At 26.2% G+C, this 20,839-nt stretch carries 24 protein-coding genes; 23 read left to right on the top strand and 1 reads right to left on the bottom strand.

Annotation, left to right across the window (positions count from 1 at the left end; translation table 4 throughout):
• Positions 1 to 5: 5 nt before the first annotated feature.
• The 19 genes from AAHM88_RS06085 (at position 6) to AAHM88_RS05995 (ending at position 12,774) form a co-directional block, all read left to right on the top strand.
• Positions 6 to 1,511, top strand: coding sequence for a dicarboxylate/amino acid:cation symporter (locus AAHM88_RS06085; RefSeq protein ID WP_342262594.1), 1,506 nt, complete (start codon positions 6 to 8; stop codon positions 1,509 to 1,511).
• Between the two features lie 238 nt (positions 1,512 to 1,749).
• Positions 1,750 to 2,586 carry a MurR/RpiR family transcriptional regulator gene (locus tag AAHM88_RS06080; protein WP_342262593.1) on the top strand — a complete coding sequence of 279 codons (837 nt, stop codon included), beginning with the start codon at positions 1,750 to 1,752 and terminating at the stop codon, positions 2,584 to 2,586.
• A 155-nt stretch (positions 2,587 to 2,741) separates the two neighbouring features.
• On the top strand, positions 2,742 to 3,554 hold the full coding sequence (locus tag AAHM88_RS06075; protein ID WP_342262592.1) for a site-specific DNA-methyltransferase: 813 nt from the start codon (positions 2,742 to 2,744) through the stop codon (positions 3,552 to 3,554).
• Entirely contained in the window at positions 3,547 to 4,203 is a 657-nt protein-coding gene (locus AAHM88_RS06070) for a hypothetical protein (RefSeq protein ID WP_342262591.1), read from the top strand. The genes AAHM88_RS06075 and AAHM88_RS06070 overlap by 8 nt, the downstream gene beginning before the upstream one ends.
• Positions 4,204 to 4,431: 228 nt before the next feature.
• Complete coding sequence (gene eno, locus AAHM88_RS06065; RefSeq protein ID WP_342262590.1) at positions 4,432 to 5,742, top strand: phosphopyruvate hydratase; 1,311 nt, start codon at positions 4,432 to 4,434, stop codon at positions 5,740 to 5,742.
• A 728-nt stretch (positions 5,743 to 6,470) separates the two neighbouring features.
• Positions 6,471 to 6,797 (top strand): hypothetical protein, encoded by a 327-nt coding sequence (locus AAHM88_RS06060; RefSeq protein WP_338967359.1) that lies wholly within the window; start codon positions 6,471 to 6,473, stop codon positions 6,795 to 6,797.
• 2 nt (positions 6,798 to 6,799) lie between these two features.
• Positions 6,800 to 7,021, top strand: a complete 222-nt coding sequence (locus AAHM88_RS06055) for a hypothetical protein (RefSeq protein WP_342223528.1) — start codon at positions 6,800 to 6,802, stop codon at positions 7,019 to 7,021.
• Positions 7,021 to 7,182, top strand: a complete 162-nt coding sequence (locus tag AAHM88_RS06050; RefSeq protein WP_342262538.1) for a hypothetical protein — start codon at positions 7,021 to 7,023, stop codon at positions 7,180 to 7,182. Before AAHM88_RS06055 ends, AAHM88_RS06050 begins: the two co-directional genes overlap by 1 nt.
• Before the next feature lie 3 nt (positions 7,183 to 7,185).
• Entirely contained in the window at positions 7,186 to 7,416 is a 231-nt protein-coding gene (locus tag AAHM88_RS06045) for a hypothetical protein (protein ID WP_342262537.1), read from the top strand.
• 11 nt (positions 7,417 to 7,427) lie between these two features.
• Positions 7,428 to 7,562 carry a hypothetical protein gene (locus tag AAHM88_RS06040; protein ID WP_342262536.1) on the top strand — a complete coding sequence of 45 codons (135 nt, stop codon included), beginning with the start codon at positions 7,428 to 7,430 and terminating at the stop codon, positions 7,560 to 7,562.
• Between the two features lie 19 nt (positions 7,563 to 7,581).
• On the top strand, positions 7,582 to 7,824 hold the full coding sequence (locus tag AAHM88_RS06035; protein WP_342262535.1) for a hypothetical protein: 243 nt from the start codon (positions 7,582 to 7,584) through the stop codon (positions 7,822 to 7,824).
• Positions 7,825 to 7,848: 24 nt separating this feature from the next.
• Positions 7,849 to 8,832, top strand: coding sequence for a hypothetical protein (locus AAHM88_RS06030; protein ID WP_342262534.1), 984 nt, complete (start codon positions 7,849 to 7,851; stop codon positions 8,830 to 8,832).
• Positions 8,833 to 8,838: 6 nt separating this feature from the next.
• A complete protein-coding gene (locus AAHM88_RS06025; protein WP_338968736.1) occupies positions 8,839 to 9,123 on the top strand; it encodes a hypothetical protein in 285 nt (94 codons plus the stop codon).
• 2 nt (positions 9,124 to 9,125) lie between these two features.
• Positions 9,126 to 9,374: a hypothetical protein gene (locus AAHM88_RS06020; protein WP_215826579.1), complete on the top strand. Its 249-nt coding sequence runs from the start codon at positions 9,126 to 9,128 to the stop codon at positions 9,372 to 9,374.
• A 21-nt stretch (positions 9,375 to 9,395) separates the two neighbouring features.
• Positions 9,396 to 9,788: a hypothetical protein gene (locus AAHM88_RS06015; RefSeq protein WP_342262533.1), complete on the top strand. Its 393-nt coding sequence runs from the start codon at positions 9,396 to 9,398 to the stop codon at positions 9,786 to 9,788.
• A gap of 43 nt (positions 9,789 to 9,831) precedes the next feature.
• A complete protein-coding gene (locus AAHM88_RS06010) occupies positions 9,832 to 10,038 on the top strand; it encodes a hypothetical protein (RefSeq protein ID WP_342262532.1) in 207 nt (68 codons plus the stop codon).
• Positions 10,039 to 10,053: 15 nt separating this feature from the next.
• Positions 10,054 to 12,051, top strand: a complete 1,998-nt coding sequence (locus tag AAHM88_RS06005) for a hypothetical protein (protein ID WP_342262589.1) — start codon at positions 10,054 to 10,056, stop codon at positions 12,049 to 12,051.
• Positions 12,045 to 12,236, top strand: a complete 192-nt coding sequence (locus tag AAHM88_RS06000) for a hypothetical protein (protein ID WP_342262588.1) — start codon at positions 12,045 to 12,047, stop codon at positions 12,234 to 12,236. The genes AAHM88_RS06005 and AAHM88_RS06000 overlap by 7 nt, the downstream gene beginning before the upstream one ends.
• Before the next feature lie 37 nt (positions 12,237 to 12,273).
• Positions 12,274 to 12,774 (top strand): hypothetical protein, encoded by a 501-nt coding sequence (locus tag AAHM88_RS05995; protein ID WP_342262530.1) that lies wholly within the window; start codon positions 12,274 to 12,276, stop codon positions 12,772 to 12,774.
• 240 nt (positions 12,775 to 13,014) lie between these two features.
• Here the strand turns inward: AAHM88_RS05995 and AAHM88_RS05990 are convergent, their stop codons facing one another.
• Positions 13,015 to 15,246, bottom strand: coding sequence for a hypothetical protein (locus tag AAHM88_RS05990; protein ID WP_342262529.1), 2,232 nt, complete (start codon positions 15,244 to 15,246; stop codon positions 13,015 to 13,017).
• A 195-nt stretch (positions 15,247 to 15,441) separates the two neighbouring features.
• Here AAHM88_RS05990 and AAHM88_RS05985 point away from each other — a divergent pair, with 195 nt between their 5' ends.
• The 4 genes from AAHM88_RS05985 to AAHM88_RS05970 all read left to right on the top strand — a co-directional run bounded on the left by AAHM88_RS05985 (position 15,442) and on the right by AAHM88_RS05970 (position 20,449).
• A complete protein-coding gene (locus AAHM88_RS05985) occupies positions 15,442 to 16,824 on the top strand; it encodes an Mbov_0401 family ICE element transposase-like protein (protein WP_342262528.1) in 1,383 nt (460 codons plus the stop codon).
• 285 nt (positions 16,825 to 17,109) lie between these two features.
• Complete coding sequence (gene pfkA / locus AAHM88_RS05980) at positions 17,110 to 18,039, top strand: 6-phosphofructokinase (protein WP_342262587.1); 930 nt, start codon at positions 17,110 to 17,112, stop codon at positions 18,037 to 18,039.
• Between the two features lie 47 nt (positions 18,040 to 18,086).
• Positions 18,087 to 19,049, top strand: a complete 963-nt coding sequence (locus tag AAHM88_RS05975; RefSeq protein ID WP_342262586.1) for an ABC transporter ATP-binding protein — start codon at positions 18,087 to 18,089, stop codon at positions 19,047 to 19,049.
• A complete protein-coding gene (locus AAHM88_RS05970; protein WP_342262585.1) occupies positions 19,049 to 20,449 on the top strand; it encodes an ABC transporter permease in 1,401 nt (466 codons plus the stop codon). Before AAHM88_RS05975 ends, AAHM88_RS05970 begins: the two co-directional genes overlap by 1 nt.
• Positions 20,450 to 20,839: the final 390 nt, after the last annotated feature.

Here is a 20,839-nt window from a genome sequence, read left to right as displayed (position 1 = left end):
AATATATGCCAGAAGATAAAAAAGTTGACATTTTAAAGGATTTTTTTAGTATTTCAACTTGACAATCGTTAGTTATTATTTTAATTTTCCTTGTTTTAGTTGTAAGTTTAGGAATTTTAGTTAAGTTAACTAAAATGCGATTTAGTTTTCGAATTTTTACTGCTATTGGTGGTGGTGTTATCTTTGCAATTGGTATTCAAGCGATATTAGGTTTTCCTAATGATGATAGTGCTACTAGTATTTGAAAGGAATTCTTAGAGGATAAAAAAACAGAAAATCCTAATTACAATCTTTGATTGCATCAAGTTATTACTTGGATAACATTGTTAAAAACTATTTTTATTAATGGAATGTTGATGTTATCTGTTCCCGTTGTATTTTTAGCAATTGCTCGGGTGGTTGCTAAACCACTAGTATGTGGTTTAGCAACAATGACAATTAAAGGCATTATTATTTTATTAATTAATGTTGCTGTTGCTTATACGGTGACATATTTAGTTGGTATGGTATTAGACATTGGTAGTGGTTTAAATTTACAACCAGAAGGAATGCGTGATGAAACTACGGTTAAGGAATTACCAGAAGTAATTAGTAACTATATGCCAGCAAATTTTATTGGGGCTTTTGTTGGGGGAGCGATTATTCCGGTAATGGTTATTGCGGCGTTAGTTGGGTATGCGATTAAAAAGCAAAGCAAAAGGTATGAACAAGAAATGAATACTTCAAGAGATACTTTAGAGCGCTTTTGAAAAATTGTGATGTCAATGTTAATGACTTTTATGAAGTTTATGCCTTATGCTGTAATGTCAATGGTAATCATTGCTATTATTGGTGGTCCAATTGCCCACTTAGTAGATATTGGTAAAGTAATGGGAACAGCATATATTGGTTTATTTATTAGTTTAGTATGGCATACATTAACGATATTAATTTTTGGGATTAATCCATTACAGTGATGGAAATTTGCTTGAAAACCGGTTATTCAAGGATTTGCCACGCAATCATTTCAAGCAACAATTCCCATATCAATTGATGCCTTAAAAGATGATATGAAAATTAAAGAAGAAGCCGTAAACTTAGTATTACCATTATCCTCAACGATGGGATTAACTGGATGTGCTGGTGTTCAAGCTGGTGTCGTTTTAATGTTTGTTTATAACGGTGCTAGTAGTATTAATAGTCAATATTCAGTATGAATTTGATTTTTAATGGGATTAATTGTTACGGTTATTACTTCATTAGGAATTGCTGGTGTTCCTGGTACAGCACCATTAGTTACTGCTGGTGTTTTATCGGGGTTAGGATTTCCTACATATTATGGTACGGTATATACTTATTTGGGAGCATTAGATGGGATTCTTGATATGGGAAGAACGGCGGTTAATGTTGCTGGTGGTTTACAAGCAACAACAATTGTGGCCCGAATGCAAAATAAAATTACTGAACCGCACTTGATTCTTTTTAATTATCGGAAAAAAAATCGCCAAAAAAATAAAAATAAGATTCACTAAACGATATTTTTTTCACAAAACACACCCTTAGGTGTGTTTTTATTTACCATTTATATTAATTATAAGCGGTTTTAATTAAGAAAAAGAAAATAAAAGATTGTTTAGCAATTAATAATTGAATGCGTTTTCATATTGTGAAAAGTGAAGGCAATTTAGCAATATTTGTAATTTAATTGCTATTATTTCTTATAAGGAAGTTCTTTAATTTCTAATAATATCATTTGAGGGGGAGAAGCAAGTGGAAATTAATAAAATTATTTCACAAATTAAAGAACTTGCAACCTCTACTCATAATTATGCGTTATTAGCAAATTATATTATTACTAATACTCAAAAGGTTATTACTTTTCGGATTAATGATTTAGCAAATAAGACATATGTTTCAACATCTACGGTGTCACGATTTGTTAAATTATTAGGTTTGAGTGGATATAATGAATTTCAACATGTTTTAAAATATTATTTGCATAATATTGCTGGCGACTATATTAGTCATTCATCGCCTGATAATAAAGGTGATTATATAAAAACATTATATGAGAATACTACTAAAAGTTTGCAAGATACTCATAACATTATTGATACTAAAAAAATTGAGCAAGTTAGTTTATATTTGACTAAAACTCAAGAAGTTATTCTCATTGCGTGGCAAGCATCATATGTTCCTTGCCTTGATTTAGCAGAAAAATTAATTCGTTTAGGTTTTAATGTTAAGTTTAGTAATAATGCTTATATTCAAAATACTTATTGTAAACTATCAAGTAAAAATAGTCTTGTTATTGCTGTGAGTTATTCGGGAATTAATTTTGAGGTGTTGCGTAATTTAAAAATTGTTAAAGGTAATAATAGTCATATTGTAACTGTTACTAAACGAAATAAAAATGAAGTAAATAGTTATAGTGATGTTGCGCTCCATGTTTTGTCCAATGAATCAATTGAGCGGTATGTATCGTTAACAAGTCATTTAACTTTAATATATTTATTTGATTCTATTTTTGTTACGGTTTTAGAAAAATATCATAATAAATATATTCATAATTTAAGAAAAACGAAGTTGGATTATGATTTAAAGTAATTTATTTTTTATAAATGCTCAATTATGTTATGAATGATATTTTCTATAATTTAGAATACTTTAAATCTATATTTATTAAATTTTTGTATATTCCTTTAAATTCATTTAATATAAATGTTATAATCTAAAACAGTTAATGTTTGGGAGAAAAATTTATGTGTATTAATAAATTTATTGATAATTTAATAACAGAAGATATTTTGATTTTTCTTAATAAAATACCAGATAATTCAATAGACTTAGGATTAACTTCACCTCCTTATAATAAACAAGAAAAAAACAAAGGAGGATTAGTTGATAAGATTATGTATGATAATCATAAAGATTCAATGAATGAAGAAGAATATCAATTATGACAACTTAATGTTTTAAATGAATTATTCAGGGTAATAAAACCAGGCGGTTCTTTTTTTTATAATCATCGAGTGCGATATGAAAATGGTGGTATGATCCATCCTTTGGAGTGACTTTCAAAAACTAAATGAAAATTAAGACAAGAAATAATTTGAAATAGAAGTATCGCTGGCAATATTAGAGGTTGAAGATTTTGACCTATCGAAGAACGAATCTATTGATTGTACAAACCTTTAAGTGAAAGTGATAAGGGAAAAGAATTAGAATCACGACACGCTTTATTAACATCTATTTGAAATATCAGACCAGAAATACGAAATCAGGAACATCCAGCACCATTTCCTATTGAATTACCAACAAGAATAATATTTTCAATTTTTAGTGAAGAAACTAATAAAATAATAATTGATCCATTTGGTGGTTCTGGAACTACAGCATTGGCAGCTAAGTTATTAAATCATCATTATATATCTGTTGATATATCAAAGCAATATACTGAAATTAGCAGAAATAGATTATATAATATTGAGAAATATAGAAACTTAGTTGAAAAAGAAAAAGTGAGTCATTTTGTAAAAATGACATATAAAGAAAGGAAAAATAAATGTGAGTAAAGAATTATTAGAAATACTGAAATTATATGCAACATCAAAACAAGAAAATAATTTTAAAGAAATTACTCAGGATAGTAAAGAAAATATTATTTCTTTATTTATTGAATTAATAAAAGCATATTTAAATGATTTAAATTCCTCTACTTTAAGAGAAATGATAACAGTAGATATTGCTGGTTTTAAACATTTAGATAAAAAAATAGGATATGATGGATATCGAATATCATCTTTAACCAATGAAAAGGAATATTGTGAAGTTAAACCAGTTAATTTAAGAATAAATGATTCTGGTAACTTGAACAAGAAATTTAATGGTTCAGGAAATTTTACTGATTTTAGTTGAAAAAAATTAGCAAGAATTGAAAAAGATAATATTAAAATGATTTTAAGTGGATTTTTAGATGGAAAATTATTATATATTATTAGTTTTAGTTATTCTGAATCATTATTTATGGAGAAATTAAAGCAACAGTTAGAAAACAAGTATCCTGATGGTGATAAAATTGGTTTTTGATTACGGAGTGCAAATTTTAGTTATTTAGATTATAAAGATGCTGAAAGTTTAGAATTAATATACTTAAATCAAAATATTGATGAATATAAATTTGCATTTGTAAATCAGTTTTTTGAGTTATTAAAAAGTTTATAGATTAGTAATTATTTCTAATAATATATATTTGGATAAATAACTATATGAAGTAATTAAATATCAATATAGTTTTGTTTCAAGATAAATATGTAAGAATGTAATTCATTATAAATATTTTTTGTTCTTAGTAAGAATATAAAAACTAGACAATCATATTTTCTGTGTGTCTTTGTCTAGTTTTTGCTATAATATATAATATATATCTCATTTAGAGGAGGATAGTAATAGATGTCAAGAATTACAGATGTAAGAGCAATAGAAGTTTTAGATTCTCGTGGTAATCCCACAATTCAAGTGGAAGTATGAAGTGAATTTGGTTATGGTAAAGCCTTGGTTCCGTCAGGGGCATCCACAGGTGAATTAGAAGCTTTAGAATTAAGAGATAACGATGAAAAGCGATATATGGGTAAAGGTGTTTTAAAAGCTGTTGCTAATATTAATAAAACGATTCGTGAAGAAGTAGTAGGAATGGATGTTACTAATCAACTTTTAGTTGATCAAGTGATGATTAAATTAGATGGTACAGATAATAAAGAAAAATTAGGGGCTAATGCGATTTTAGGAGTATCAATGGCAGTTATGCGTGCAGGTGCTGATGAAGTAGGTTTACCATTATATCAATATATTGGTGGTATTAATGCTAGAAAATTACCAGTACCAATGTTAAATATTATTAATGGTGGAGAACATGCAGACAACACAATTGATTTTCAAGAGTTTATGATTATGCCGGTTAGTGCTCCTGATTTTAAAGAAGCAATTAGAATGGCAGCAGAAGTATTTCATACTTTAAAGAAAATTTTACACGATGCTGGTGATACTACTTCTGTTGGTGATGAAGGTGGATTTGCTCCAAATTTAGATAATGAAGGTGCATTAGATGTTATTGTTAAAGCAATTGAAACAGCAGGGTATAAAGCAGGTACGGATATTAAAATTGCAATGGATTGTGCTTCTAGTGAACTATATGATAAAGAACGAAAAATTTATGTCTTTAAAAAACTAAGCAAAAAAAGTGGCAAAGCTGTTGAAAAAACTACTGATGAAATGATTTCGTATTTAGAACAGTTAGTTAATAAATATCCGATTATTTCTATTGAAGATGGACTATCAGAACATGATTGAGATGGTTTTGTTAAATTAACAGAAAAATTAGGTAATAAAGTCCAAATTATGGGAGATGATATTTTTGTAACTAATCCTAAAATAACAAAAGAAGGTATTGAAAAGCAAGCTGCTAACTCAATTTTAATTAAAGTAAATCAAATTGGAACAATGAGTGAAACGATTGCGACGATTCAAATGGCGCAAAAAGCTAATTGAACAACAGTTGTATCACATCGTTCAGGTGAAACTGAGGATACAACTATTGCTGATTTAGCGGTTGCTTTAAACACTGGACAAATTAAAACTGGTTCAATGTCAAGAACCGATCGGATTGCTAAATATAATCGTCTCTTAACGATTGCACATGAATTAGGTGTTACTGGTGAATATGATGGAATGGAAACATTTTATAACTTAACAAAAAAATCTTAAAATCTTAAAACCTTTAAATATCTCCCAATTAATTGGGAGATATTTTTTATTTAAGAATATTATTTCTTTAATTAGAAACAATTTTCACTCTATTCTTGCTATTGTAGTAGTAAAGGAGGCTTAACGATAAAATTAAAATTTTATTAAGGATACCTTTTTAAAAAATAACAAATTAATAGTATAGTCCCCAACTAATTAATTATTAAGGAGACAAATAGGGACGCATAAAGTTTTGTTAGGTAAGAAAAGATTTGAATAAGTATTAAGACAGTCAGCAATGATTGTCTTTTTATTTTATAAGGTGTTAAAAATTTGTTCTTTGAAAATTAAATACAAGTGAATTAATAATGTTGGTATGTATTAAAGCACGATAAATTGTGGGTGGTCGCCATAACCAAAAGAAGTTTACCAGTTGATAGATAACATCCTATTAGCTATAGCAATTTGTTTCATTTTGCAATAAAAAAATGAATGGGTGGATTTCCTAAAAATATACACGCTATTAAATTAGTTCCAAGGGTAGGATGCGGATGTTAAAGTGTAGAAATTTCTATATAGGGGTATATTAAGTTTAAAATTATTAAAATCTTTATCTAATTAAAAAAACAAAATTTACTAACAAAGCTTGTTAAACACTTAAATCTGCGATATATAAGTGTTTAAAAAACTGAGTCAACTAACTTAGTTAATGTAACTTAGTTTATAACAAATAAGAAAGGTAATTTATTATGAAAAACATTGAAAACATTTTCTTAAATACTAAAAAATATCTCTTAAAAGAAACACAAAACGCAATGTTTATTAAAGCACCTAAAATTCCATGATTTAATGAACAAATCGGCATTTGGTTTCCAAAGCGATTTGTTTATAAAGGAAAATATGAAAATTCGATTTGTATTGGAATAATAAAAGATAGTAAATATCAAGTAATTTCAATTAATCAACAAGAGCAAGAAACCAAATTAATTAAGGGACAAGAATTATTAGGCTTCTTCATTGCCGAAAAAGAAAACAACAAAAAAGATATAAATTATAACTATTTTAAAGGAGCTTAAAAATGAATATTGCAATTGGACTAATATTTATTATTATCAGCATCATGCTATTGGCATATTTTGCTTATAAAATTTATGCCAAAATAAAAATGCGAATTAAATATAAAAATGCCATTAAAAATAATACTGGTAATTTCACAAAAGACGAAAAAGTGTTTATTGCTCGCTTTGAAGAATGAGTTAAAACCCCTAATTCAAAAGAAAATAATGCGGATAAAAAATAATGTTTTGAGAAATTATTATGGAATTTTTAAAACTGTTTGTTCCGATAGAAAAAATGCCTGCACAAGTTGCGTTTATTGCCGGATTAATTATTATCATTACTTTTCTTTTCGCGTTAATTTCAATTATATATTTACCAATAAAAATGATTTTTGGGAGATAAAAAATGACAATAAACTTAAAAGAATTTGATTGAGAACAAATCAAACAAACTTTCTGAGATTTATTTATTCAAATTACAACTATTCCGGCTCATATTAGTGGTGATAAAGAAATTGATTTAACTCAAGAAACACTTTGGCTTTTAATAGCAAACATTGCTTTTTGATTCTTAACAGCGATTATGGTGTGATTTATTCTAATGCTACTTTGAAAAACCATATCAGTATTTAGATAGGGAAAAAATTAATGTCAAGAAGTTACATTGTGATGCATTCCCAAAGAAATTCAAAATTAATTAGGAAAAAATATAATCGTGTTAAGATTAATCGTGGTTTTAACAAATTTAAGAAAAATTTTGAATATAAATGATGAATGCTTTAAAAAGAAAGGGGGTGATTATATGATTGGAACTTTCTTAATAGAAGCACCAGCAGTAACAAAAATAACAGCTAGTGACGCAATGACTAAATTATGAAATGCGATTATAACGGCGTTTACTAAAATGTGAGAAATTATTGCTGTTAATATGCCACAAGTCGGTAACTTCTTTGCTGACTACTGAATATTCATTTTTCCATTTATTTTGGCAATATTCTTTATTTGCTTTAAAATGTTTGAAAAATTACTTGGAGCGGTACGCTAACAAAAAAATAAAGTGAGGTGCAAGATGAAATTTTGCAAATGAATAATAGAAAAAAATAACCATTTTATTGAATTAAATCGCACCTCATTTTTAATTTTATGACATTGAGGAGCAATTTGATATATTTACAACGGTTATTTTAAAAACATTGTAAGTTATTTATTTTTAGCAGGTTGTATTTTAATTTTCCTTTTTAAAATCAGTAATTTAACGCAAATTAACAAAGTTATTAATTTTTTAAAAAATTCACCATTAAACATCGTTATTGGTTCATTAGGAACTGGAAAAACTGCTTTTCTAGTATACGCATCAAAATTACTAAAAAAGAAAAAATATCATATCGCATCAACATTTCCATTACTAGAAACCCAAAAATTAAGTTTAGGGCATATGGGATTGTTAGACTTTGATTATCCAGTATTGCCTGACAAAACCTTGCTTTTGTGAGATGAAACCAATTTATTTTTAGAAGGAACCGATTGAGAAAAAAATAATACCAAAAACGAAGAAAGCGGTATTCAAGAATATTTCGCTCTGGCACGGCATTTTGGTCATATTGTGCTTGCTAGCGGTCAGAGAGATAAACATATTTGAGTTAAAGTTCGTGATATTGCCAATAATGTAATTGTGGGAATTCGTAAAAAACCCGTTAATATTTTTCGCCCCTACTTAAAAGTCATCTATGGTACCTTTACGAGCATTGAAGAATATGAACGCTGACGAAACACCTTAATCGATGCGAAAAATAGCAAAAAAGGTCGTCGCATTAAATATCGTGATATTCCTGAACTCGATATCTATTTTTTTAAACTAAAAATTCCTCTACCAATACTTAACACTTACAATTCTTTTTACCTAGCATTTTTAAGAGATTACTTAAATGCAAAAGTAAATCCTGATTATGAAGACAAATACTATACTGACACCGCAATTGATTTAGAAGACTTAGAATACTTAAAAATGGATAAATTTAGCAAATTTTTAAGAAAAATGAAAGAAAAGGAATAATAAAAAATGGAAAATCTCGCAAAAATGGCCGACTTTCTCGCTCAAATGCTTTATAAAGTTTTTGACTTAATTTGAAGTTTAGAAGTGCCGGGAACGAATATTCAACTAATATTTCCTCTATTCTTAACACTGGCTGTAGAATTTCTTATGGCAATTATTCTTGGATTTGGTAGTCAACAAGTTAATTTGGAAAAACAACGCCAATATGCGGTTAAAAATAAAGGTCGTTTAAGTGCCTGAGGAAAAGCTAAAAAACAAATAAAACCAATAAAAACAAAACAAGGGAACTAACAATGTTTAAACTAATTATTATTTTTATCTTAATAACTGTTCTTGGATTATTGGCTGGTAGTCATTTTGAAACTTTAACGAACTATATTAGCGAGGGACTTGCCAATTTCCAAAAGTTTATTACTAGCAATTTAACAATTTTAGAACTATTTAAACCAATGGCTCGGACATTTTCGCAACACCCAATTTTTACCATTCTTGGTGTCACTTGTGTACTTATTGCTTTATTTATTGTGATTAAAGGACGATAAAAATATGAAAGGAAAATTAAAATGAAGAAACTTTTAGGAAAATTATTTAAAAAAGATAATTCAAAAGAAAAAATGCCATTAAAATTAAGAATTAAAAATTCTTTTAAAAAGCAGTGGTTAAAAATAGTATTAAGTATCATTTTCATTTTTATAAGCTTATTACTTTGTGCATTAACAGCAATTGATACTAAATGAATAACTGGAACAAGTAACGAATTTAATGAGTTTATGAATAAAGAGATGGTTGATTTCTTTGGCAAGTTCAATAGTGGTATTATGCTAGCAGGAATATTTGTTTTTTGATGAGGCGGAGCAATATATTTTGCAATTAAATTTGAAAAATTCATCCGCTTTATTATTCAGAAAATTAAAGCAAAAAGAACCTTAAAAAATGAAATCAAACAAACTAATTAATTCTTTAAAAAAATATTGATGGAGAATTTTACCTTACATTTTTATGATTATTATCTTTTTTATTCCATTTTTAAAATTGGAAACTAATGATTTGAAATTATTATATGAAAAATTTGAAGTATTAATTTCACTTATGATACTAGGATATTTAGATATATGCATTACAATAGCAGTAGTTATAAACTGTAGCATTGAGTGACTTATTAAAAAAATCAAAACCAAAAGAACAATGAAAAATAAAATATTTTAAAAAGGAGTGATAAAAATGTTTATGAAAATATTTACCGTGTTAATTATTAGTTTCAATAACATTTTTACCATTCCCCAAAATATTAATAATGACGAAATAACAACACAATCACTAATTAGAAACAAAAGACAAAATAACCAAATTTACGAAAAAGAAGTTAAACTTGAAAATTTAAAAGAAGTTGAAATTGAGAATATTCAACAGCATCATGATGAATTAAAAATAATAATAAAAGTTCCTATAAATATAAATAAAAAAAATCTTGAAGAAGTACTTAAAGAAAGACCAAAACCAACAAATGATAAACTTGAATTTATAACTCCTGCTTTTTCAAAAAACAATGAAATAAGAAAAAATATTGAAGATTTAACAGGAAAATATGGCAAAATAATTAACCAAAATAACAATAGAAAAACATACAAAATCCAAAAGTTTATCCAATTAGAAATGACAATAAATTACTATGATCACTCAAGCGGATATAGAATAGAAATAAATCCTAGAAAAACATTTATCATTAAAACAGAAAAAGATACAACCGACATTGATTTGCCAGAAATAACCAAAAAATTTGATGGAAACCATAACTATAACGATGTTGTTGATAATCTTGATTATTTAATGATTCATCGCGGTGATTTTGACAAATTCAATTATTCTTATCTTTATTGAACACCAGTATTTAATTTCATTGACACCTTAGAAAAAGGTTATTACAAAGAATTTACGATTAAAAATCACGGCTTTAAAGACGAGAGCTATTTTTATCATAAGACTTCAACTATTTTACCAAATTCAGAAATAATCGACCCTACAAATGCAACCAAAATTGAAGTTATAAAAAAAATTAAAAAAAGACTTAATGAAAAAATTAACAATCTTGCTGGCGTAAATAATGCAATTGAAGGCATCGACTATAATACAGAAATTAAAGATAATGACAACAATTACTTAGACGATAGCACTACTTTTGATTTAACAACAGACAATGTCGCTGACAGAACATTTACCGTTAAATTCACCGCAATTGAAACGAGCACACAATTGCAAGGAACAAATACGATTAAAATGGTCATTCCGAAACAAGATGATAACAACGATAATGTCCTCAAAATTAAGGCATTTAATAAAACCCTAATTGCTGGAAATAACTATTTACAATTATTACACGGTGAAAATGAAATATGAAAATATGACACCACAAGAGCTAACGATTATTACCTAATTAAGTACCTTTTCGGAACCTTAAATTACCTCAATGTTAAATTTAGTTTTCTACGATATGACCCCGATTTAAAAAATGATATTTACCTATATTTTAAAAATAACATTCCTAGTATTAACAACAGCGATTACAAAAATGTTTTTGATGAAATCTATGAAATTCTTGGCAATTTCTTTGCTAGTTTATTTTATGCGACTTTTGATATGGACGAAAAAACTCATACCGAAATTGATTTTAAGGGTATAGAAAACTATAAGAAGGATTATTTTATTCAAATAGGTTTCTTTTATCGTTCATTAATTACCTTTTATCCCAAAAAATACTTAGTAAATATTATAGGAAACTCAGAATTATTACTAAGAAGTTATTTCTTTACTTTTGACAAAAAAATGCACCAAGAGAATTACAATGCTATTAACAATACCAATAGCATTTATCAAATTAATTTTAATGTCCTTAAATCTTACGACAATAAACTAATTACCTTGCCAACCAGCAAGACTGCTAACAGTATTAATTATCTCAATACCGATATTGATATTCGTTATGGTATTAATATTTTTACCTTAACTTTTCCACTTTATCACAAAGGTAATATTTCTAACTACAATTTTAAAATTTATGACTTTAATGTATTAAATTCAACAGCCTTTATCCCTGATGGTTCAAATAACAGTGAATGAGACGATTTAATTCCACCAGCAAATTGCGCAAATATTCGGGACGATGAATACCAACATTTAATGATATTGGTTGTGCCATTCAAAATGCTGGTATCAAAATGATAAACTGAATACTGACAGCGTCACAAATCATCACGATTTTACGACCATTAGCAATTATTGCAAAAGCAACAGTTAACTTTTCAACCGATATTTTTCCAGTTTTTAAAACAGTACCAGCTTTTTACTATACCTTCCAATTTTTAATCGGTTTTGCCATTTTTCTAATGATTTTAAGAATTTTCGTGTAATATATATATATATAGAAAAAATAAAGAAGTTAAAATTATGAAATTTTTAAATATACTAACTCTCTTGGAATTAGCAACATTATTCATAACTGGTTGTAATAATAAAACAAATAAATCAATAACACCACCAATGATTAAAAATCAAATTTATGAAAAAGAAGTTAAACTTGAAAATTTAAAAGAAGTTGAAATTGAGAATATTCAACAACATCATGATGAATTAAAAATAATAATAAAAGTTCCTATAAGTATAAATAAAAAAAATCTTGAAAAAGTACTTAAAGAAAGACCAAAACCAACAAATGATAAACTTGAATTTATAACTCCTGCTTTTTTAAAAAACAATGAAATAAGAAAAAATATTGAAGATTTAACAGGAAAATATGGCAAAATAATTAACCAAAATAACAATAGAAAAACATACAAAATCCAAAAGTTTATCCAATTAGAAATGACAATAAATTACTATGATCACTCAAGCGGATATAGAATAGAAATAAATCCTAGAAAAACATTTATCATTAAAACAGAAAAATAAGTTAACTAAATTTAAAAACTGTTAAAATTACTACCCTAAAAGGTGGTTGTCTATGATGACAATACTCTTAAACAACTAAGCAACTTTTCATTTTTTATATTTTAATAAAATAAGAAACCAGTAATTAATTAAAATTACTGGTTTGAATATTTTTCTTATTTTTCACAAGAAATTAAACATGGTGTACTTGCTCCAATTAAAGTTATTGTTCTAAATAGCTAATATCGTTTTTATAAAACCTTATACTATAGTAGTAACTGTATTTGTTTTTACCGGCCCTTCTCTTTCTGATGAAAAAAATGCTTCACCGTTAAATGTTATGTTATCATTGTTTTTATCTATAGTAATTTCATTGGGTAATAAACTATATTTTTGTAAAATTTGCATTACTTCTGTAATTGATAATGTAACTACTTGTTCTTTATTGTTATCATCAATTATTTTGGCAGTAATATTTCCTGTAATTTTTTGTTTTAAATTTAATATAACTTTAGATGTAATTATTCTTACTGGATAAGTAATTTTTAATTTTTCATTGGGATTAAGTTCAAATTTATCAGCGGGTACCTTAAAAATACTTAAAATCATTTCTTGTTCTTGTTTATTTGTGTTTGATAAATCAAATTCATTTGATAATACATTAATGATTTTAGAATTTTTATTATTTATATTTGTAAAATCTGTTAATTTCATTTCATCATCAGAATTTATGTTTCAACCATTTAATTTATTTTCTTGTTTTGTTTTAGTTAATCCTGTTGTAATTTGAAATACTAATTTTGATTTTGAATTATATTCACAAGTGGGTACATTAAATGATCTTGTATTTGGAGTTTTATTGATAATTTCTCTATCAGAACATACATTTTTAGGAGCATTAGATCATAAAAATGAATTTTCTCTTTTTGTTATTTCAGTATTTGAAAAATTTAAATTATTAGTATCAATATATTTTATTTCTTTAAATTTTAAATTAGGGTTTTCATCACGAAACTTAAAAAATACTGCTCTTTTAATTAATTCATTTAAATTAATAGCATTAATTTCATCTTTATTTTTAATTTTATAATTAACAGTAACTTCACCAAAATATTTACCATTGTCTTTTGCTTTAATTGTAGCTGATGTATCTGTTTTATTAATAATTTCTAATTGTGATATATCTAAATTAGGATTTAAATAATTTAATTCATTTAAAATAATTTCATCATTAATAATGTTATTAAACCGTAAATTATTTATTTGAATAATAATATTTAAAAGCATTTTAGTTTTAGTTATTGCAAATACATTACCACTTTTTTGTTCAATTATAATAGAAATAACTGCTTCATTTATTCCATTAATTTTAATTAAGTTTGATGAAGGTCTTGATTTAAAATATAATCCATCATCTGTTGCAAAATAAGTAGCACCAGCAACTGTAGACTTAATATTTCTGTCATGGATTGCAATATCATTAACTTGCCCTTTTATTTCGCTAATTTCTATAGCATCATAATTGTTTGGTTTATCTTCAATCAAATAAATTTTTTTATTTGCAGATATTGCGTAAGCTTCTCCTGTTGATTGAGAAATTATAATGCGATTAACCTTGTTATTTATTCCATTAATTTTAATTAAGTTTGATGAAGGTCTTGATTTAAAATATAATCCATCATCTGTTGCAAAATAAGTAGCACCAGCAACTGTAGACTTAATATTTCTGTCATGGATTGCAATATCATTAACTTGCCCTTTTATTTCGCTAATTTCTATAGCATCATAATTGTTTGGTTTATCTTCAATCAAATAAATTTTTTTATTTGCAGATATTGCGTAAGCTTCTCCTGTTGATTGAGAAATTATAATGCGATTAACCTTGTTATTTATTCCATTAATTTTAATTAAGTTTGATGAAGGTCTTGATTTAAAATATAATCCATCATCTGTTGCAAAATAAGTAGCACCAGCAACTGTAGACTTAATATTTCTGTCATGGATTGCAATATCATTAACTTGCCCTTTTATTTCGCTAATTTCTATAGCATCATAATTGTTTGGTTTATCTTCAATCAAATAAATTTTTTTATTTGCAGATATTGCGTAAGCTTCTCCTGTTGATTGAGAAATTATAATGCGATTAACCTTGTTATTTATTCCATTAATTTTAATTAAGTTTGATGAAGGTCTTGATTTAAAATATAATCCATCATCTGTTGCAAAATAAGTAGCACCAGCAACTGTAGACTTAATATTTCTGTCATGGATTGCAATATCATTAACTTGCCCTTTTATTTCGCTAATTTCTATAGCATCATAATTGTTTGGTTTATCTTCAATAAAATAAACTTTTTTATCTAAATTTTTTAAATTATTTGTTTTTAAATAACTGATTTCACTTTTTGTTGAAGTTGGAGCGTTTCCGACAATTCCTGACATTCCGCTTCCGGCCATTGTTATTGTGCTTAATAAACTGAGTAATTTTTTCATATTAATTAAATTCCTTTCGTGAATTTTTACTAATTAATAAAATTTACAACACCTTTTCCTTTCTCCAAATCCTAATCTGCAATTTCTTTACTTTGGAATCTCATTATAAATCATCAAATAAGAATTTTTATCATTTTTTTCGGTTTATTGAATACTAAAATTTGTTAAAGTTACTATCAAGAAAGGTAATTTATTATGTTAAAAATTAATAATAATGTAAAAACCTCAGAAAACAACCATTGATTTAGTTTATTTACAACCCATAAAAATATGTACATCAATAAATGCGAACAATTGGCTAATGAATATGAAAAATTAGATGAATACTTATATAAATATCATTATCGGTTAAAACAAGGTTATAAAGTAGTTCATTTTGCACCAAGAACAATTATTACAATTTTTGGTGATGTTACTTTTAAACGACGCCGATATAAATATTGAAATCAAAAATCAGGTAAATTTGAATATGTATGTTTGTTAGATAAAGAAATTGGCTTATTGCCTAAACAACGCATTTATTTTGATGTCCAATTTAAAGTTTTAAGTCTTTTGGGAGATGGTAAACGGTATCGTGATGTTTTAGATGCTCTAAATCATTGTTATATTTCAAAAGCTAGTATTTCAAATATTTTAAATAAATACGATATTGCTGAATATTTTCAACTAGCAGAAAAAGAAACTAAAACTAGAATTGATGTCAAAAATAAGGATTTGTATATTCAACTAGATGAGACATTTTTAGCAACATTAGATCAGAAAGTTAAACAAGACCAAAGAATTCGTTTAGTTACTTTTCATACCGGACATAAAGAAAAAAATTACAAAAATGCTCGTAGAGAATTAGAAAACAAACGAGGTCATTTTTTAATGTTAAAAGTTGGTAAACGAATAAATACGATGGATTATCGTGATTTATTAATTAAAGAAGTACAAAAAAATTATGTAAATATTAATTATGACAGAATAATTGTTTGTGGTGATGGTGATTCTTGAATTAGAGAAATTGCGAACAGTTTTGGTAATGTTAGATATATTTTAGATGGTTATCACGCTATTAAAAAATTAAAACAAACCGCATTTAATATTATTTTTGAAAATCGCAAAGTAACACTAAATAGTTGAATTAAATTATATAAGGATGGAAATCATCAAGAATTAATCAAAAACATTCGTAATGTTGCTAAAAATGAATTAAATAAAGATATTAAAACAAATTTAAGAAAGGCGAGTAATTATTTCAGTAATAATAAGCAAGGTATTCATCATCAAAATTTAGAATGAAATATCGGTTGTAGCATTGAAAGTGATGTATCGCATTTAGTAAAACAACAATTAGGCTATGGGGCAAAAATATATAATCATAAGAATTTAAATAATCTATTACATTTAAGAATGGCAAATTTAAACAACTTAAATGTATTACATTACATTAATGAAAATATTAATTCAGAAATAGAAATCAGAAAAGAAATATATAAAAATTCATTATGAAATAAATATAATAATAAAAATGATGATAGTTGAATTAATTATAAAGGTAATGCTGTAACAAATAAATATAATAGATTTAAGTAAGTAAAAATATAAAATTAATATATATTAGTGAAAATTTAATAATATTAATAATTTTTGTTGTGTAAAAATTCAATAATATGATAAAATGAAAAAGAATAAAAATGACAATAACAAGAAAGGCAGGGTTAGTTTAGTAATTAAATAATATAATTAGCTGATTGTTTTACTTCTTCAAAGCAATACCTAAGAAAACTAAACGCGACCGACAAATAGGACTTTAATAATGTGGGGAAGATATTTTTGCTATAATTAAAATACTAAATATTTAGAAGGGATAAATTAAAAATGGCAAAATTGATGAAGAAAGTTGCGATATTAACTTCTGGTGGCGATGCTCCAGGAATGAACAATACGGTGGCGCAAATAATTAAAAAAGCAATAGCAAATAATATCCTGCCTTACATTGTTAGGGATGGTTATGAAGGTTTAACACAAGGTTGAATTGAAGAAACTAATGAAGACTTTGCAAGAAAAATTGTTAATCGTGGGGGAACAGCGATTGGTACTTCGCGTTATCCTGAATTTGCAAAGGAAGAAGTAAGACAACGAGCGATTAATAATTTAAAACAATTAGAAATTAATAATTTAATTGTTATTGGTGGTGATGGTAGTTATCAAGGTGCTAATAAACTAGTAGCAATGGGATTAAATTGTATTGGTTTGCCAGGAACAATAGATAATGATGTTGTATCAAGTGATTTTACTATTGGTTTTGATACGGCATTAAATATCGTTATTGAAGCAATTGACCGTGTTCGCGATACTAATGAATCTCATAATCGGTGTGGAATTATTGAAGTTATGGGTCGTTATTGTGGAGATATTGCGATGCTGGCGGGAATTGGTAGTGGTGTGGAAATTATTAGTACATCAGAAAATAAATTGACAGAAGAAGAAATTATTCAGCAAACTAAAAAATGTTATGAAAAAAAATATCGTTCGGTAATTATTCTTGTAACGGAAAAACTGTATGATGTTCATCAATTGGCGAAAGAAGTTGAAAAAGGTAGTGGTTATGTTACGCGAGCAACAGTCTTAGGACATATTCAAAGAGGCGGTATGCCAACAGCAATGGATCGCTATTTAGCAACAATTTTAGGAACTGAAGCTATTAAGCAATTAATTGCTGGCAATACAGGGATTTGTATTGGATTAAGTGGAAATGGTTTACAAAGTTATTCTTTTACTAAAGCATTAGCAATGAAACGAAAATAAGCTGATCGTGTTCATCATTAGTCATAAAATATACAAGGAGTAAATTAATGGAAAATAATAATTATGCAATTTCTATTAGTGGATTAACCAAAAGATTTAAAAAACAAGTTGCTGTTAATAACATTACTATTAAAGTAAAAAGTGGTAAAATTCATGGTTTTATTGGACCTAATGGTAGTGGAAAAACAACAACAATTAAATGTTTAATCGGTTCAATTATTCCTAATAGTGGTGAAATACAAATTGATGGTAAAGATGCTACGCTGTCTGTAGCTAAAGAAGTTTTAGGATATATTCCTGAAAATGCTCGTTTTCCAATGCACTTATCAACATATAAATATTTAACTTGAATGAGTTTTTTACGAGGAAACGATTGAAAAAAAAGTAAAAAGGAAGCTAAAGCATCATTAGAACAATTAAATTTATGAAAGTTTCAACGAAAAAATCCTAATAGTTTTTCTTCTGGAATGAAAAAAAAGGTATTATTAGCACAAGCTCTTATTTCTAATCCTAAAATATTAATTTTAGATGAACCAGCAGCTAATTTAGATCCAACAGCGAGAATGGAATTATTTGATGAATTAATTAAACTTCGTGATATGGGAAAAAGCATTTTGATTTCATCACATATTTTATTAGAGTTACAAAATATTATTGATGAAGTTACAATTTTAAATCATGGTAATGTTATTTACAGTGATATCATTCAAACTAAAAAACAAAATTTATATATGTTTGATCCTTTAAAACCAGAATTGTTTATTAAAGTATTGAAAAAAGCTGGTTATGATGTTCAAATAATGAATGAAAAAATTGTGGTGCAAATTAAAAATGATCAAGAATTGTTAAATATTAGTGAATTAGCGCTTGAACATAAAATTTTAATTAAATCAACACAACCGTATACAACAGACTTAACTGAGTTGTATGAACAAATTATTAAAAATGATCAACAATCAGAAATTGTGTCTAGTCATAAAAACAGTAATAAAAAGGAAGGTAAGAAGTAATGCCGATTAAAACTCAAAAAGTAACAAGTAAAAACTATAAATTTAGTTTTAGAGCGCCAATTTTGCTTTATACTTTAAATAAAATTATCAAAGCAATTTCATCTTGAGTTTTTCTAATTATTGGTTTAATAATTCCTTTAGCGATTGTCGGTTCATTATCTTATTTTTTAAATATGCGTTTAGAAACAGTTTCTAATATTACTACTGATGTGATAAGAGCAGAGTATGTTTCTTTAAATAATCAAATAATTACTATTTTATATGGTTTTTTTATTAGTTTTTTAATTTTATTAAGTTATTCTAAAGCATCACAAATTTTTCGTGATGAAATTAGTGATGGAACATTATTAATTTTTAATACTTTACCAATGACAAGAACAAGACTCGTTACAGAAAAAATCTTAGCATTTCACATCACAATTATAACTTATATAATTATTTGTTTAGGAGTGCCAATTTTAATAACACCATTATTTTTTAAATTTTTACCATTTATTTTTATGGGTCAATTTGCTAAAAATATTTTTATTTTAATTGGAGTTTTAATATTATTGCAGTTTTTAATTTCTAGTCCTGCTTTATTATTATCATTAGTTTTTTCTTCAAAAGTTTTAATATTATTTGCTGCTTTATTTCTTGGTTTAATTCAAATTTTTGGCTTAGTTGATACATTTATAAGTCCGGTGGCTGCTGGTTCAAATTTATTTCAAAGACAATCAGAATGAGATGAAGACTTTAAGTTAATTCCTGATTTTAGGAAATTACTTTTATTAAGTGATGCTGAATTAGAAAAATCAGGATTTAATGAATGAAAAAATGCAATTAATAAATATGCACAAGATAATGGTGGTGAAGTTGGATATAATTATTTTGATTATTCAATAGAACCGTGAAAAGAAACAAATTTTCAATTAGCAGTGGATAATACAAATAATATTAGTAACCCATATAACATTAATTATAAACAAATGTTTAATATCATTTTGAAATATAAAATATTTAATAAAATTACGAGAGTATGAGATGATAGTCAAGAATTTAATAAGGTTATGGGATATTATTTTGCAATCAAATTTGATGAATGAAGAAAATTATTAGGTCAGAAGATACCACCATTTACTGTTACGATGGGGAAAATAGCTACTTCAATCTCATATTTAAATGTTGTTAAACATTGACAGTTATTAGTGTCACCAGCCTTGAATGATAATAATATAGATAGGATTAATACTAATAAGAATATTGGATTTGTAAAAAATGCTGATAGCTCATATTCATATCGCCCTGATATCACAAGAGAAATTATTAATGTTCCTGGTGCTTATGTTTTCTATATTCTTTTAACTATTGGTGTCATCGTTGGAACCTGATGGGTGTTTAAAAATAAAGATTTTACTTAATTTATTACTTTTAAATTATTAATATTAATAATAAAAATAGTTCTTACACATATTGTGTAAGAACTATTTTTTAAATTAAAATTATTATTATTTTTCTAGTAGTAATTAAATATTAAATTTGTTAATATTATTCATAAGAATGTTATGAAGTTAGACTAATAAATAGTTATTTTTTAAAAAAGGAGGTTGTAAGTATTATCTTTTACTATTAACTTATTATTTTAGTTGTCAGGAGAGTTTTTGGTGAATAAACTATTTTCTAGTTTAGTATTAATTAGTATTTTTGCTACTAATAATATAGCATTGCTATTAGAAACGGATTAGTTTGATATCATTAATAATGATGAAGGAAAAATAATTGATTTATCAATTTTATCTAATCATTTTAAT

This window comes from Spiroplasma endosymbiont of Dromius quadrimaculatus (assembly GCF_964031155.1).
GTDB lineage: Bacteria > Bacillota_I > Bacilli_A > Mycoplasmatales > Nriv7 > Nriv7.
This window is presented reverse-complemented; position numbering and strand designations above follow the sequence as displayed.